We start from the raw sequence: 15,535 nt of genomic DNA, 5'->3' as shown, positions 1-15,535 counted from the left end.
GCGCATTACTCAGAAGGCATTTCGGGTTTGGTTGCTGGCGCAGTCGCAGTGCTTACTGCGGCGTGACCACCAGCAGAACCTTTACCATCGAAGCCGAATTCAGGACGAACCCAGTCGCTTTGGCGTGCTGCCTCCTGGACATACTGAGGTGCTGGCGCTTTGGTCATCGGTGCAGTTGCATGATGTTTAAAGCGGGGTTCAGCAACAACCGCTTCAGCATTAACAGGCGTTTTCACCTCTGATACGGCTTCTGCAACCGGCTGTGCCGGGGCAACAGGTTCAGCGTTGATTTCTGCTGCTAACGGAGCCTGAACTTCAGGTTCCGCCACAACAGGCGCTGGCTCAACGACGACCGGCTCATGTGCTTGCGGTGCAACTTCTACACGTGCTGTCTCTTCAACTGGCTCTGCAGTTTCAGGTTCAACCAGAACAGGCTCTTCAGCAACAGGTTGTGCAATTTCCGGCACACCGTTTTCTTCTGCTTGCGGTTCCTGCTGAACTGTTTCTACAACAGGTGCAGCTTCAACCGCCTGGGTTTGCTCAACGGGCGCGGCTTCAACTTCAGTTGTTTCGTTCAGTACTGGCGTATTGGCCTGAGCGGTTTCAACCTGCTGTGTCAGCACTTCTGGTGCTTCAGTTTCTGCAAATTGCTGTTCAGAAGACTGCGCTACCGGGTAAGTGATCCAGACTTTACCTGATGCCATTTCCGGAGAAACAAACGCACCGGTCAGAGGCATTGGCGACTGAGTCGGGTAACGCTCATCACGGTAACGGCGACGACGCTGACCGCTTACGCGCAGGTGGCGTGGAGAACGACGTGAGCGACGCGGCATACCGTTTTCACGGTTGTTGTCGTTATGATTCTCTTCGCCTTCGGCAGTATTTGCCGTTTCAGCTTCAACAGGTGCCTGTTCAGCAACTGCCGGAGCCGCAGGACGGGTACCGGTGATCAGCAACTGTGCAGCAGCTTCTGCTTCGTGATCGACTTCTTCAGATTCGAAGCGAACTTTCTGCGTGAGCTGACGACGCTGGCGACGCTGAGCTGGCTGGCGATCTTCCTGGTCCACTTCGTCAAGAACTGGCGCGGCGATTGGCTCAGCAACAACTGCATCCTGAATTTTCTCTTCAGTCTGTGGTTTACGCTTATCCTCTGAACGACGGCGTGAACGCTCACGACGAGGTTGCTGCTGCTCTTCACGCGGAGCAGTTTCAACGTCTTCGCTACTGATTTCATTAACAACCGGTTCCTGGCTGTGGCGGTTGCGGCGTTGATCATCACGCTGCTCGCGATTATTTTCGCGGTTGTCACGGCTTTCGCCACGATTATCACGATTATTTTCACGACCTTCGCCACGGTTCCCGCGGTCAGTACGTTCACCACGTTCGCCGTTGCGATCGCGGCGTCCGCCCTGACGACGCTGGTTACGGCGTTCGTTGTTGCGACGATTTTCTGTTTCAGTGGCTTCAGCTTCTTTTGGTGCTTCAACAGGTTTAACTTCCTGTTGTGGCTCAGGTGCGAACAAGCTTTTCAGCCCGCTCAGCAGACGACTGACGAAACCAGATTTTTCAGCAGTTGGCGCAGCTGGAACATTCACTGTTGCAGTCAGGCTTTTAGCCGGTTCTTCAACAGCAATTTCCTGCTCAAAGCTGGACGGTGGCGCTTCACTTTGCAGAGCAAACGCGGCCAGAGCAGGTTGCTCAGGGCGACGACGCTCAGTTGGCAACTCTTCAGAAGGTTGCAGCATTTCTGCTTCGTGAATTTGTGGCAACAGATAGCTCAGTGCAGAGATTTCTTCGCCTTTGCGAACACGCAGAACGTGGTAATGCGGGGTTTGCATCTGATCGTTTGGCACGATCACTGCGCGCACACCACCCTGACGTTTTTCGATGGCATTCACCGATTCACGTTTTTCGTTCAGCAGGTAAGATGCAATGGGAACCGGAACGATCGCATGAACTTCTTTGGTATTTTCTTTCAGCGCTTCTTCTTCAATCAACCGCAGAATCGACAGCGACAGGGATTCGTTATCACGAACCGTACCTGTACCTGCGCAACGCGGGCAGATGTGGTGCGTTGATTCACCCAGTGACGGGCTGAGGCGCTGACGGGACATTTCCAGCAAACCAAAGCGGGAAATGCGGCCGATTTGAATACGTGCGCGATCCTGACGAACGGCGTCACGCAGACGGTTTTCCACTTCTCGCTGGTGGCGAACTGGCGTCATATCGATGAAGTCGATAACAATCAAACCACCGAGGTCACGCAGGCGTAACTGGCGGGCAATTTCGTCTGCCGCTTCCAGGTTGGTATTGAATGCGGTTTCTTCGATATCGCCACCGCGGGTTGCGCGTGCGGAGTTGATGTCGATAGCCGTCAGGGCTTCAGTGCTGTCGATAACAATCGAGCCGCCGGAAGGCAGACGCACTTCACGCTGGAAAGCAGACTCAATCTGAGATTCAATCTGATAATGACTGAACAGCGGAATTTCACCGACGTAAGGCTTAATTTTGCTGCTGAAATCAGGACGGCCAAGTGCAGCGATGTGCTCTTTTGCCAACTCGAGAACTTTCGGGTTATCGATGAGGATTTCACCAATGTCCGGGCGCAGATAATCACGGAATGCGCGAACGATAACATTACTTTCCTGATGGATCAGGAAAGGAGCAGGGCGGCCTTCAGCGGCTTTCTTGATCGCATCCCAATGCTTCAGGCGGAAAGTCAGGTCCCACTGCAGAGCTTCAGCAGATTTGCCGACGCCAGCGGTACGAACAATCAGGCCCATGCCATCAGGCAATTGCAGTGAAGAAAGCGCTTCTTTCAATTCTGTACGGTCATCGCCTTCAATACGGCGGGAAATTCCCCCTGCACGTGGATTGTTTGGCATCAGAACCAGATAACTACCGGCCAGACTGATAAACGTCGTCAGCGCTGCGCCTTTATTTCCACGCTCTTCTTTATCAACCTGAACAATCACTTCCTGGCCTTCGCGCAACACATCTTTGATGTTCGGGCGGCCATGAGAGGAATAGTTACTTGGGAAATATTCGCGGGAAATTTCTTTCAGAGGGAGGAAACCATGCCTTTCCGCACCGTAATCTACGAATGCCGCTTCCAGACTTGGTTCAATGCGGGTGATTTTACCTTTGTAAATGTTCGCTTTTTTCTGCTCATGGCCCGGACTTTCAATATCCAAATCATACAGTCGCTGCCCATCTACCAAGGCAACACGCAACTCTTCTTGCTGAGTTGCGTTGATCAACATTCTTTTCATCTTAACTTACTCATTATTATTCCATTATTGACAGAACTGCGGGCAAAATCACATCATGACCGGATAAACCGTTGGCCCCGAGTCTTCTCGCAAATCGTCAACCTCACGGCTGTCGCTTGCATAGGGGCGCATTATTTCGGTAAGTCTGCTTTTGCTGTATCAAAGACACCAGCGTTATGAAAGCAGCACTTTTATTAGGGGAATAGCTTCTGAATTTACGTTAACAGATCTCATTCCGTTTGCCGGCCAAGCTGCAACCCGCAGCCCGCTAATTGCTTGATTTCACATTACGTCTTACGCCATTGCTGCGCTTTTGTGCGATCAGGCAAATCTATAATTCCTGCGTTTTCCCTAACTTAAGAGAAACAACGCCGAAAGTGACTTCATTATTCCATTGCAGGCACTCTGATAGCAAGATGACTTTTCCCATGCGGGTAAGATATTTACCTCAATGAGATATGTGCCGCATTGTCTTAACTTTTGTATTCTTTAAAAACAGGTGCAGTGGGAAGGTTTTCCTCGGCAGTTACTGGTAAACTTAAAGTTAAGCACATAAAAATCAGTGGCGCGAACCGTGCCGGATATTTAGAATCGCGAGCCATGAAAACTGAGAATCCAACTGTACAATTAATCCCCATTTCTGAAGATGAAGCCGGTCAGCGCATCGACAACTTCCTGCTCAAAATCCTTAAGGGCGTGCCGAAGAGCATGATCTATCGCATCGTGCGTAAGGGTGAAGTCCGGGTTAATAAGAAAAGAATTAAGCCTGAATATAAGCTATTGGCCGGTGATGAAGTCCGTGTGCCACCTGTTCGTGTTGCTGAACGGGATGAAGCGCCTGTCTCCGCCAAGCTCGATAAAGTGGCCGCACTGACCGATTGCATATTATATGAAGACGATTACTTATTAATTCTGAATAAGCCTTCTGGCACCGCTGTTCACGGCGGGAGCGGTTTGAGCTTTGGTGTTATCGAAGGATTACGCGCGCTTCGTCCGGAAGCGCGTTTCCTGGAATTAGTTCATCGTCTTGACCGAGATACGTCAGGCGTGTTGCTCGTCGCCAAGAAGCGTTCTGCGTTACGTTCGTTGCACGAACAGTTGCGTGTGAAAAGCATGCAGAAAGATTATCTGGCATTAGTACGTGGCGAATGGCCGTCGCATTGCAAAGTCGTGCAGGCTCCTTTGCTTAAAAACATTTTGCAAAGCGGCGAGCGTGTTGTCCGGGTTAATGCAGAAGGCAAACCTTCTGAAACGCGTTTCAAAATTGAAGAGCGTTATGAGTTTGCGACATTGGTGAAAGCCAGCCCGGTCACTGGCAGAACGCACCAGATTCGTGTTCACGCCTTACATGCTGGCCATCCGATTGCTTTTGATGACCGATATGGTGAGCGTGATTTTGACGCAAAACTGACGGGCACAGGGTTGAACCGTTTATTCCTGCATGCAGCCGCCCTGCGATTCGAACATCCGAACACCGGTGAAACGATGCGCGTCGAAGCACCGATGGACGCTAAACTGCGCAACTGTTTAAAAATTCTGCGCAGCAAAAGCGCTTCACGCTAAAGTTTCTGCCCGTTATCACAAGGGGCGCACAGGTTGCGCCTCTTTTCATTCTTATTGACCTACAACAGCGGATTTACGCCGTGCGCGCGCAACAAATCCAGCAAGGCAATGAGCGGTAATCCTATCAATGTATTCGGGTCGCGCCCTGAGAGGCTGTTAAAAAGTGTGATGCCCAATCCCTCAGATTTAAAACTTCCGGCACAGTCGTAAGGCTGTTCACGATGCAAGTAACCAGAAATTTCCGCATCTGATAACTCCCGGAAGACGACATCGAATGTTTCGCACAGCGTTTGTGCCTGACGTTTATGGCTGTCGTAAAGGCTCAGGCCGGTATAAAAAGTGACAGTCCTGCCACTGGCTGCGCGTAACTGGCGGAAAGCATTTTCGAAGGTATGGGGCTTGCCGGTAATATGCCCCTCGATCACGCAGACCTGATCAGAGCCGATAATCAGGTGTTCCGGGTATTCATCGCCCAGTACTGAAGCTTTGGATTGCGCCAGACGTTTAACCAGTTCATCGGGTTTTTCACCCGCAACGGGTGTTTCATCAATGTTTGGCGATGCGCATGAAAATACGAGGCCGGTCTTGGCCAGAAGGGCTTTTCGGTACATCGAAGTCGAGGCCAAAAGTATTTTTTTCGAGAGTGTCTGCATAATTTTTTTTCACAAAGCGTAGCGTTATTCAATCGCACATTTTAAACTGTCGGCCGCTGTGGAAGCGAATATTGGTGAAAGGTGTTTTTTTAAGGCCTTTTTCTTTGACTCTATGTCGTTACAAAGTTAATATGCGCGCCCTATGCAAAAAGTAAAATTACCCCTGACCGTTGATGCGGTCCGCACAGCCCAGAAGCGTCTAGACTATACAGGTGTCTACACAGCAGAACAGGCGACGCGGGTTTCCCAATCAGTGGTTAGTGTGGATTCTGACATACAAACTTCTTTGTCGTTTGATATCGACAATCAGCGCCTGGCTGTGATTACCGGCCACTCCGATGTTGCTGTAACTCTGGAATGCCAGAGATGCGGTAAGACGTTTGAACATCAGGTTCACACAACGTATTGTTTTAGTCCTGTCCAAAACGATGAGCAGGCTGAGGCATTACCGGAAGCGTACGAGCCGATCGAAGTCGATGATTTTGGCGAAGTTGATTTGCTGGCAATGATTGAAGACGAAATTATTCTCTCTCTGCCTGTCGTTCCGGTACATGAATCTGAACACTGTGAAGTGTCCGACGCGGAAATGGTGTTTGGTAAACTGCCTGCAGAGGCGGAGAAACCAAATCCATTTGCCGTATTAGCGAGTTTAAAGAAAAGTAATTAAGGAGTAAGGTCCATGGCCGTACAACAGAATAAACCAACCCGTTCTAAACGTGGCATGCGTCGTTCACATGACGCTCTGACCACTTCCACTCTGTCTGTGGACAAGACTTCTGGTGAAACTCACCTGCGTCACCACATCACTGCCGACGGTTTCTACCGCGGTCGCAAGGTCATCGGCTGATAGTTGCCTGCAACTTATTCACGTGATAAGTGCTGGCAAGGCGATACCTTGACTCGTCTAACCGTCGCGTTAGATGTAATGGGCGGGGATTTCGGTCCTTCCGTCACAGTGCCTGCTTCATTGCAGGCACTGATTTCTAATTCTGAATTAGACCTTCTTCTGGTCGGTGATCCCGACGCAATCACACCTTTCCTAGCCAAAGCCGATCCTTCCTTAACAGAACGAATTCGGATAATCCCTGCCGAATCAGTGATAGCCAGTGACCTTCGCGCGTCGCAAGCTATACGGGCCAGTAAAGGAAGCTCAATGCGTGTGGCGTTGGAACTGATCAAAAGTGGTGACGCGCAGGCGTGCGTCAGTGCCGGGAATACCGGTGCGCTGATGGGATTAGCCAAACTGGTTGTAAAGCCTCTGGATGGCATTGAGCGCCCGGCGCTGATGAGCGTATTGCCCAATCAGCAGCGCAGTAAAACCGTGGTGCTGGATCTGGGGGCCAATGTTGAGTGTGACAGCACAATGCTGGTTCAGTTTGCCGTTATGGGTGCAGTAATGGCCGAACAGGTGGTGGGTATTACTCACCCCCGTGTTGCCTTACTGAATATCGGTGAAGAGGAAAGCAAAGGGCTGGATAACATCCGCGAAGCCGCTGCCATTTTAAAAAATACCGCTCTAATCAACTATATCGGCTATCTTGAAGGCAATGACCTTCTAACCGGTAAGACTGACGTGATGGTGTGTGACGGCTTTGTCGGTAACGTGACGCTCAAGACCATGGAAGGTGTAATAAGGATGTTTTTGTCACTGTTAAAATCCTCCGGAGAGGGCGGCAAGAAGGCCTGGTGGCTGAAATGGCTAGGTCGGATCGTACAGAAGAAATTGCTAAAGCGTTTTAGCCATCTCAACCCCGACCAGTATAATGGCGCATGTTTGTTAGGATTACGGGGCATCGTTATTAAAAGCCACGGCGGAGCAAACCAGCGTGCGTTTGCTGTTGCTATCGAACAGGCTGTGCAGGCGGTGCAGCGGCAGGTCCCTCAGCGGATAGCCGCGCGCCTTAAAGCTGTATTACCCAAGAGTGACTGATCGTACATGTATACAAAGATTCTCGGTACGGGGAGCTATTTACCCGTGCAAGTTCGGTCTAATGCCGACTTAGAAAAAATGGTGGATACCTCCGACGAGTGGATTGTCACCCGCACAGGTATTCGTGAACGCCGTATCGCTGCACCGGATGAGACTGTGGCCACAATGGGCCTGCACGCAGCAGAAAAAGCACTTGAAATGGCCGGCGTCAGCGCGAGCGACGTGGGTCTGATCATTGTTGCAACAACCTCATCTTCACATGCATTCCCGAGTTCAGCCTGCCAGGTGCAGAATATGCTGGGCATCAAGGATTCTGCAGCTTTCGATCTGGCCGCCGCTTGCGCAGGTTTCACCTATGCACTGAGTGTTGCCGATCAGTACATTAAAAACGGCGCCGTGAAATATGCGCTGGTGATCGGTTCTGACGTGTTGTCCCGTAAACTCGATCCTGAAGATCGCGGCACGGTGATCCTCTTTGGTGATGGCGCTGGCGCAGTATTGCTGGGTGCATCCGAAGAGCAGGGCATTATTTCCACGCACATGCATGCAGATGGCCATTACGGCAACCTGCTGACGCTGGCTTACCCAAGCCAGTCAGAGCCTGAAAAACCGGCTTACGTCACCATGGCGGGTAATGAGGTCTTCAAAGTGGCCGTGACTGAGCTGGCGCACATTGTCGATGAAACCCTGACGGCAAATAATCTCGACCGTTCCGAACTCGACTGGCTGGTTCCGCATCAGGCGAACCTGCGCATCATCACTGCGACAGCGAAAAAGCTGGGTATGGGGATGGATAAAGTCGTTGTCACCCTCGATCGTCACGGTAATACGTCAGCGGCTTCCGTGCCAGCTGCACTTGACGAAGCGGTGCGTGATGGCAGAATTCAGCGCGGGCAGTTAGTGCTGCTCGAAGCATTTGGCGGTGGCTTTACCTGGGGCTCGGCGCTGGTACGTTTTTGATTTAACAGGATGATAAAAATGAGAAAAATAGCAGTTGTTTTCCCTGGTCAGGGTTCTCAAACGCTCGGTATGCTGGCCGATTTAGCGACGGCTCATCCGATTGTTGAAGAAACATTTGCCGAAGCCTCTTCGGCGCTGGGGTATGACTTATGGCAGTTGGTGCAGCAGGGGCCAGCTGAAGAATTGAATAAAACCTGGCAGACACAGCCTGCTTTGCTGGCGGCATCTGTCGCTATCTGGCGTGTCTGGCAGCAGCAGAACGGCACTCAGCCTGTTCTGATGGCAGGCCACAGCCTGGGCGAGTATTCTGCGCTGGTTTGCGCGGGTGTGCTGGATTTCAAACAGGCCATTTCTCTGGTTGAACTGCGCGGCAAACTGATGCAGGAAGCGGTACCTGCAGGTACCGGGGCGATGTACGCCATTATCGGCCTGGACAACGATGCTATCGCTAAAGCGTGTGAAGAATCTGCGCAAGGCCAGGTCGTTTCACCGGTGAACTTTAACTCACCGGGTCAGGTTGTTATCGCCGGTAACAAAGAAGCCGTTGAGCGTGCCGGTGCTGCTTGTAAAGCCGCAGGTGCAAAACGTGCTCTGCCATTGCCTGTCAGCGTGCCGTCACACTGTGCATTAATGAAGCCAGCTGCCGATAAACTGGCCGTTGCGTTGGAAAATGTGATCTTCAGTGCGCCACAATATCCTGTCGTAAACAACGTAGACGTCAAAGTTGAAACGTCTGCGGATGCTATCCGCAGTGCGCTGGTTCGTCAGTTATACAGCCCGGTTCGCTGGACTGAATCTGTCGAATTCATGGCAGAACAGGGCGTAGAGCAGTTATTGGAAGTGGGGCCGGGTAAAGTTCTGACCGGTCTGACTAAACGTATTGTAGACACCCTGACGGCGGCCGCTGTGAACGATACGGCGAGCCTGACTGCGGCACTTGAGCAGTAATTAAGAGGATGAGTATGAGCTTCGAAGGCAAAATTGCACTGGTTACGGGGGCGAGCCGTGGCATTGGTCGCGCAATCGCTGAAAAGCTGGTTGCTGGCGGCGCAAAAGTGATCGGCACCGCGACCAGCGAAAAAGGTGCTGAAGCGATCGGCGAATATTTAGGCGAAAACGGCAAAGGTATTATGCTCAATGTGGTTGATTCTGCATCTATTGAGCAAGTATTGGCGACGATTCGAGCTGAATTTGGCGAAATTGATATTTTAGTTAATAATGCCGGCATTACCCGTGATAACCTTCTCATGCGTATGAAGGATGATGAGTGGCAGGATATCCTGGATACGAATCTGACTTCTGTGTTTCGGCTGTCAAAAGCTGTCATGCGGGCTATGATGAAGAAACGGTGTGGACGGATTATTACAATTGGTTCCGTTGTTGGCACCATGGGTAACGCAGGGCAGGCGAACTACGCGGCGGCTAAAGCTGGCTTGATTGGTTTTAGTAAGTCTTTGGCACGTGAGGTCGCTTCACGTGGCATTACTGTTAACGTCGTCGCTCCCGGCTTTATTGAGACGGATATGACAAGGGCGTTGACAGATGATCAACGCGCAGGCATTTTGTCATCAGTTCCAGCCAACCGGTTGGGCGATGCAAAAGAAATTGCCAGCGCCGTTGCTTTTTTAGCCTCTGACGAGGCCAGCTACATCACGGGTGAAACATTACATGTCAATGGCGGCATGTACATGATTTAAAAATTACGAAACTATTTGCGTTTTTTGCGGTAAAAACCGCAAAATAGAGCAAATTCGTGGTTTGACCAGCCTGGATTTAGTTGCATCTTTTTCAACATTTTATACACTACGAAAACCATCGCGAAAGCGAGTTTTGATAGGAAATTTAAGAGTATGAGCACTATCGAAGAACGCGTTAAGAAAATCATCGTTGAACAGCTGGGTGTTAAACAGGAAGAAGTAGTGAATGCTGCATCTTTCGTAGACGACCTTGGCGCTGATTCTCTCGACACCGTTGAGCTGGTTATGGCTCTGGAAGAAGAGTTTGATACCGAGATCCCTGACGAAGAAGCTGAAAAAATCACTACTGTTCAGGCAGCTATTGATTTTATTAACGCTAGCCAACAGTAAGCGTATAGGCTTTAAGTTTAGATAGTTAGGCGGTCATTTGACCGCCTAAGTTTTTTATATCCCACGGTACTACTATTTTTCCCTCCCTGGAGGACACACGTGTCTAAGCGTCGAGTTGTAGTGACTGGACTGGGCATGCTGTCTCCTGTCGGCAATACTGTAGAGTCCACTTGGAACGCTCTCCTTGCCGGTCAGAGCGGCATTAGCCTAATCGACCATTTTGATACTAGTGCCTATGCAACGCGTTTTGCGGGCTTAGTGAAAGGTTTTAACTGTGAAGACTTCATCCCACGCAAAGATGCACGCAAGATGGACGCCTTTATTCAGTATGGTATTACTGCCGGCATTCAAGCGATGCAAGACTCCGGGCTTGAAGTAAATGCTGAGAACGCGACGCGCATTGGTGCGGCGATTGGTTCCGGTATTGGCGGCCTTGGTCTGATTGAAGAAAACCATACCTCACTGGTTAACGGCGGACCTCGTAAAATTAGCCCTTTCTTCGTTCCCTCAACCATCGTTAACATGATTGCCGGTCATCTGAGCATTATGTTTGGGTTGCGCGGGCCGAGTATTTCTATTGCCACAGCCTGTACTTCTGGCGTGCACAATATTGGCCATGCCGCACGTATCATTGCTTATAACGATGCTGACGTCATGCTGGCCGGGGGCGCGGAAAAAGCCAGCACTCCGCTGGGTGTAGGTGGATTTGGCGCTGCACGTGCGCTTTCAACACGCAATGATAACCCCCAGGCGGCAAGCCGTCCGTGGGACAAAGATCGCGATGGTTTCGTGCTGGGCGATGGCGCTGGCATTATGGTGCTTGAAGAGTACGAACATGCCCGCAAACGCGGTGCGAAAATTTATGCTGAGATTGTGGGTTTTGGCATGAGCAGCGATGCTTTCCATATGACTTCACCGCCGGAAGATGGTGCGGGTGCGGCTCTGGCAATGGAAAATGCACTTCGTGATGCCGGTATTTCTGCTTCCCAAATTGGTTATATCAACGCGCACGGAACCTCTACTGCTGCCGGTGATAAAGCGGAAGCGCAGGCTGTTAAGTCTGTCTTCGGTGCGGATGCTAAGAAAGTGCTGGTCAGCTCGACCAAATCCATGACCGGCCATTTACTGGGCGCAGCAGGCGCAGTGGAATCTATCTTTACCTTGCTTGCTCTGCGTGATCAGGTCGTTCCACCTACCATCAATCTGGACAATCCCGATGAAGGTTGTGATTTGGACTTCGTGGCACATGAAGCGCGGCAGGTAAAAGATCTGAACTATTCACTGTGTAACTCGTTCGGTTTTGGTGGCACCAATGGTTCACTGGTTTTCCGAAAAATCTGAGTCAGGTAAACCTGCCCGTCTGCTAAAGGCCCGTTATTGGGCCTTTTTGCTGTCTGCATAAAAGGGCCAGTTTGCGCCAAACGGCAGTTCAACAAAATGCGTGTTCCAGCCCTCTGCGTGGCCCGGTACGATAAAGTAAGAATGCTCCACTTGATGCAACAGGCCTGCTCACGCAGGCTCTTCTGTCAGAGAATCTTAACGCCCGGAGGAAGTAACCATGTGGATTAACGGTGTGGCGCAATCTGCATTGCCGGCAGGAGACCGTTCGGTGCAATTTGGCGACGGCTGTTTTACGACCGCCAGAGTGAAGAACGGCGAAATCCAGTTTCTTGACGCTCATCTGCAACGCTTAGAACGTGCAACCTCTGCCTTGCGGATTGAGGGCGTGGACTGGCAGGCACTCGAGCGCGAAATGGTCCGGGCAGCGCAGCCTCAGCAAGAAGGTGTGGTGAAAACTATTCTGACGCGCGGGCAGGGCGGGCGAGGTTACAGTGCTGCCGGATGTAGCGGCCCAACCCGCATTGTATCAGTGTCAGATTATCCGACGCAGTATCACAACTGGCGTGAACGTGGCGTCAAGCTTGCGCTGAGCCCGGTGATGCTGAGTAAAAATCCCCTGCTGGCCGGAATCAAACATCTCAACCGCCTTGAGCAGGTGATGATCCGAATGCATCTTGACCAGACAGACGCCAATGAAGCGCTGGTGGTTGACACCTCGGGTTGCCTGGTGGAATGCTGTGCGGCCAATTTATTCTGGCGCAAAGGTCATCAGGTCTTTACACCGGATTTATCGCAGTCGGGTGTTAACGGGATTATGCGTCAGCATCTCATCCGGGTGATTGAATCCACGTCTTCCTGGGTTTTGCATCAGGTCAGTGAAACGCCTGCAACCTTATCGGATGCTGACGAAATCCTGATTTGTAATGCACTGATGCCCGTTTTACCCGTGGCGGAAGCCTGTGACCGTCATTATGCCGAGCGGCATTTGTACAATTTCCTGCGCCAGAGCTTTTAAAAAGTGAACAAACCATGACGAACAAAAAAACGAAATTTTTCGCCCTGATTGTCCTGATCCTGCTTGGGCTGGCGGCGTTGAGTTACCAGAAAGTGAAGCAGTTCGCCGATCGCCCGATCAATGTCAGCAGCGAAACCATTTTCACCCTGCCAGCCGGTACGGGGCGTGTGGCACTGGAAACGCTGCTCATTGATAAAAAACTGATTAAATCCAGCCACTGGTTCCCGTGGCTATTGCGCCTTGAGCCTGAGCTGAGCGAGTTCAAAGCCGGGACGTATCGTCTCGAGAAGGGAATGACCGTTCGTCAGATGCTGGAATTGCTGAAAAGCGGCAAAGAAGCTCAGTTCAGCATACGCTTTGTGGAAGGCTTTAAACTGAGCGACTGGATGAAAGTACTGGAGAAATCGGAATATCTGAAGCATGAGCTGGATGGCAAAAGTAGCGAAGAGATTGCTGCGGCATTAGGCATTACCGACACCAAAAACGCAGAAGGCTGGCTCTATCCCGATACTTATCATTACACCGCCGGTATGACCGACATTTCGTTACTCAAACGCGCCCATGTGCGGATGGAAAAAACCGTTGCCGATATCTGGAAAGGCCGTGCGGATTCGCTGCCATATAAAACGCCCGCCGATATGGTGACGATGGCGTCGATTATCGAAAAAGAAACCGCCGTAAAAGATGAACGCCCGGAAGTGGCTTCCGTGTTTATTAACCGTCTTCGTATCGGCATGCGTCTGCAAACTGACCCAACGGTCATTTATGGCATGGGCGAAAACTATACCGGCAATATCACCAAGAAAGATTTAGAAACGCCGACGCCTTACAATACCTATGTCATCACCGGTTTGCCGCCATCACCTATCGCGATGCCGAGCGAAGCTTCTCTACAGGCTGCGGCGCACCCCGCAAAAACGCCGTATCTTTATTTTGTCGCTGACGGCAAAGGCGGGCATACTTTCAGCACTAACCTTGTGAACCACAACAAGGCGGTTCGTGTGTATTTAGAGGCTCTGAAAAACAAGAATGAAAAGTAACTTCATTGTAATCGAAGGCCTTGAAGGGGCAGGGAAGACCACCGCTCATGACGTGGTTGTCAATGCGTTACGCCAGCATGGCGTGGACGAAATTGTGTTTACCCGTGAGCCGGGTGGGACGCCGCTGGCAGAAAAGCTGCGTGATTTGTTCAAACGCGGTGTTGACGGCGAAAAACCTACCGTAAAAGCGGAGGTGCTGATGCTTTATGCTGCCCGCGTCCAGTTGGTGGAAACCGTAATTTTGCCTGCCCTGGCGCGTGGTGCCTGGGTTGTGGGCGATCGTCATGATCTCTCGTCGCAGGCTTATCAGGGCGGCGGGCGTGGTATTGATGCGAAACTGATGAGTTCGTTGCGCGACACTGTGTTGGGCGATTTCCGTCCTGATCTCACACTGTATCTGGATCTGCCACCAGCCATTGGCCTTCAACGCGCCCGTGCGCGTGGCGAACTGGATCGTATCGAGCAGGAAGCGTTGCCATTCTTTGAGCGAACGCGTGCACGTTATCTCGAACTTGCCGCCGCCGACAGCCGGATTAAAACTATTGATGCGTCGCAGACCCTTGAACAGGTGAAAGCCTCAATCGAACTGACGTTGAAAAACTGGTTCGATGAACAAGCGGCAAAAGGCCAGATGTCATGAGCTGGTATCCGTGGCTCAGCGGCCCTTACCGCCAGTTAATCGGGCAATATGAGACCGGGCGTGGACACCATTCACTGCTGATGCATGTCGCGGCAGGGATGGGCGATGACGCACTGGTCTATGGCCTGAGCCGCTGGTTACTTTGCCAGCATAAAGACGGGGGGAAAAGCTGCGGTAAATGTCACAGTTGCCAGCTGATGATCGCCGGAAATCACCCTGACTGGCATACCTTGTTGCCTGAAAAAGGCAAGAACTCGCTGGGTATCGACCCGGTCCGCCAGCTCATTGAAACGCTGTACAATTATTCGCAGCAGGGTGGCGCGAAAGTGGTGTGGATCCCGCAGATGGAATTGCTGACGGAAGCCGCCGCTAACGCCTTGCTAAAAACGCTCGAAGAACCGCCTGCCGGCACATATTTCCTGTTGGGCTGCCGTGAACCTTCGGCGCTACTGGCGACTATCCGCAGCCGCTGTTTCTACTGGCATCTGCCGGTGCCCGAAGAAGCCTTGTCAGTCCAATGGATTAACCGCCAGCTTAACGCGGATCCGGTGGCGATTAAGACCGCATTGCGGCTCACCAACGGCGCGCCGTTGTCTGCGCTGGAACTTTTACAGCCGGAGCGCTGGAAACAACGTGTGGGGCTGTGTCAGCAGCTTTATACGCAATGTCAGCAGCAGGATATGCTCTCGCTACTGCCGCAATTGAATCATGACGACGCCGCTGACCGTTTGTACTGGTTGGCGACGCTGTTACTCGATGCCATCAAATGGCAGCAACAGGCCGGACATTTCATCATTAATCACGATCAACAGCCGCTGATTAGCCTGCTTGCCGGTGCGCAATCCAATGCTTCGCTGCAACAATCCGTCGCCGCCTGGATGCACTGCCGCCAGCAGTTACTCTCCATCGTGGGCGTGAATCGCGAACTGCTGCTGACCGAACAACTTCTGGAATGGGAGCAAATGCTGCGTGGCTCCGTTTCATCCTCATTTTTCAGTTCGCTACTGACGCGCTGAAACCGAATTATCATCAAC

15 protein-coding genes are annotated in these 15,535 nt (G+C 51.5%); 13 read left to right on the top strand and 2 right to left on the bottom strand.

What is annotated here, in order from left to right; all coding sequences use genetic code 11:
• Positions 1-5: 5 nt before the first annotated feature.
• Positions 6-3,272, bottom strand: a complete 3,267-nt coding sequence (gene rne / locus ACM5QY_RS19890; RefSeq protein ID WP_416122357.1) for a ribonuclease E — start codon at positions 3,270-3,272, stop codon at positions 6-8.
• A 600-nt stretch (positions 3,273-3,872) separates the two neighbouring features.
• Here rne and rluC point away from each other — a divergent pair.
• Positions 3,873-4,835 (top strand): 23S rRNA pseudouridine(955/2504/2580) synthase RluC, encoded by a 963-nt coding sequence (gene rluC / locus ACM5QY_RS19885; RefSeq protein WP_416122356.1) that lies wholly within the window; start codon positions 3,873-3,875, stop codon positions 4,833-4,835.
• Positions 4,836-4,894: 59 nt separating this feature from the next.
• Here the strand turns inward: rluC and ACM5QY_RS19880 are convergent, their stop codons facing one another.
• A complete protein-coding gene (locus tag ACM5QY_RS19880) occupies positions 4,895-5,488 on the bottom strand; it encodes a Maf family protein (RefSeq protein WP_416122355.1) in 594 nt (197 codons plus the stop codon).
• A gap of 142 nt (positions 5,489-5,630) precedes the next feature.
• On the opposite strand from ACM5QY_RS19880, the gene yceD reads away from it, so the two are divergent.
• The 12 genes from yceD (at position 5,631) to holB (ending at position 15,517) form a co-directional block, all read left to right on the top strand.
• A complete protein-coding gene (gene yceD, locus ACM5QY_RS19875; RefSeq protein ID WP_416122354.1) occupies positions 5,631-6,155 on the top strand; it encodes a 23S rRNA accumulation protein YceD in 525 nt (174 codons plus the stop codon).
• A 12-nt stretch (positions 6,156-6,167) separates the two neighbouring features.
• The gene (rpmF, locus tag ACM5QY_RS19870) at positions 6,168-6,335 is read left to right on the top strand and encodes a 50S ribosomal protein L32 (RefSeq protein ID WP_013576249.1); all 168 of its coding nucleotides are present in this window, start codon (positions 6,168-6,170) and stop codon (positions 6,333-6,335) included.
• 48 nt (positions 6,336-6,383) lie between these two features.
• Positions 6,384-7,418 carry a phosphate acyltransferase PlsX gene (gene plsX / locus ACM5QY_RS19865; RefSeq protein ID WP_416122353.1) on the top strand — a complete coding sequence of 345 codons (1,035 nt, stop codon included), beginning with the start codon at positions 6,384-6,386 and terminating at the stop codon, positions 7,416-7,418.
• Between the two features lie 6 nt (positions 7,419-7,424).
• Positions 7,425-8,378: a beta-ketoacyl-ACP synthase III gene (locus ACM5QY_RS19860; protein ID WP_416122352.1), complete on the top strand. Its 954-nt coding sequence runs from the start codon at positions 7,425-7,427 to the stop codon at positions 8,376-8,378.
• Positions 8,379-8,396: 18 nt separating this feature from the next.
• Complete coding sequence (gene fabD / locus ACM5QY_RS19855; RefSeq protein WP_416122351.1) at positions 8,397-9,326, top strand: ACP S-malonyltransferase; 930 nt, start codon at positions 8,397-8,399, stop codon at positions 9,324-9,326.
• A 14-nt stretch (positions 9,327-9,340) separates the two neighbouring features.
• Positions 9,341-10,075 carry a 3-oxoacyl-ACP reductase FabG gene (fabG, locus tag ACM5QY_RS19850; protein WP_013576245.1) on the top strand — a complete coding sequence of 245 codons (735 nt, stop codon included), beginning with the start codon at positions 9,341-9,343 and terminating at the stop codon, positions 10,073-10,075.
• Between the two features lie 153 nt (positions 10,076-10,228).
• The gene (gene acpP / locus ACM5QY_RS19845) at positions 10,229-10,465 is read left to right on the top strand and encodes an acyl carrier protein (RefSeq protein ID WP_015690190.1); all 237 of its coding nucleotides are present in this window, start codon (positions 10,229-10,231) and stop codon (positions 10,463-10,465) included.
• A 99-nt stretch (positions 10,466-10,564) separates the two neighbouring features.
• The gene (gene fabF, locus ACM5QY_RS19840; protein ID WP_416122350.1) at positions 10,565-11,806 is read left to right on the top strand and encodes a beta-ketoacyl-ACP synthase II; all 1,242 of its coding nucleotides are present in this window, start codon (positions 10,565-10,567) and stop codon (positions 11,804-11,806) included.
• A gap of 217 nt (positions 11,807-12,023) precedes the next feature.
• Positions 12,024-12,821 (top strand): aminodeoxychorismate lyase, encoded by a 798-nt coding sequence (gene pabC, locus ACM5QY_RS19835; RefSeq protein WP_416122349.1) that lies wholly within the window; start codon positions 12,024-12,026, stop codon positions 12,819-12,821.
• A gap of 14 nt (positions 12,822-12,835) precedes the next feature.
• The gene (mltG, locus tag ACM5QY_RS19830; RefSeq protein ID WP_416122348.1) at positions 12,836-13,861 is read left to right on the top strand and encodes an endolytic transglycosylase MltG; all 1,026 of its coding nucleotides are present in this window, start codon (positions 12,836-12,838) and stop codon (positions 13,859-13,861) included.
• On the top strand, positions 13,851-14,501 hold the full coding sequence (tmk, locus tag ACM5QY_RS19825; protein ID WP_416122347.1) for a dTMP kinase: 651 nt from the start codon (positions 13,851-13,853) through the stop codon (positions 14,499-14,501). Before mltG ends, tmk begins: the two co-directional genes overlap by 11 nt.
• Positions 14,498-15,517, top strand: coding sequence for a DNA polymerase III subunit delta' (holB, locus tag ACM5QY_RS19820; protein ID WP_416122346.1), 1,020 nt, complete (start codon positions 14,498-14,500; stop codon positions 15,515-15,517). The genes tmk and holB overlap by 4 nt, the downstream gene beginning before the upstream one ends.
• The last annotated feature ends 18 nt before the right edge of the window (positions 15,518-15,535 follow it).

The sequence above is a fragment of the Rahnella sp. PCH160 genome, assembly GCF_047784855.1.
In the GTDB taxonomy this organism is placed as follows: Bacteria; Pseudomonadota; Gammaproteobacteria; order Enterobacterales; family Enterobacteriaceae; genus Rahnella.
Note: the sequence above shows the minus strand (reverse complement) of the source record. Positions and strands in the feature narration are given on the sequence as shown.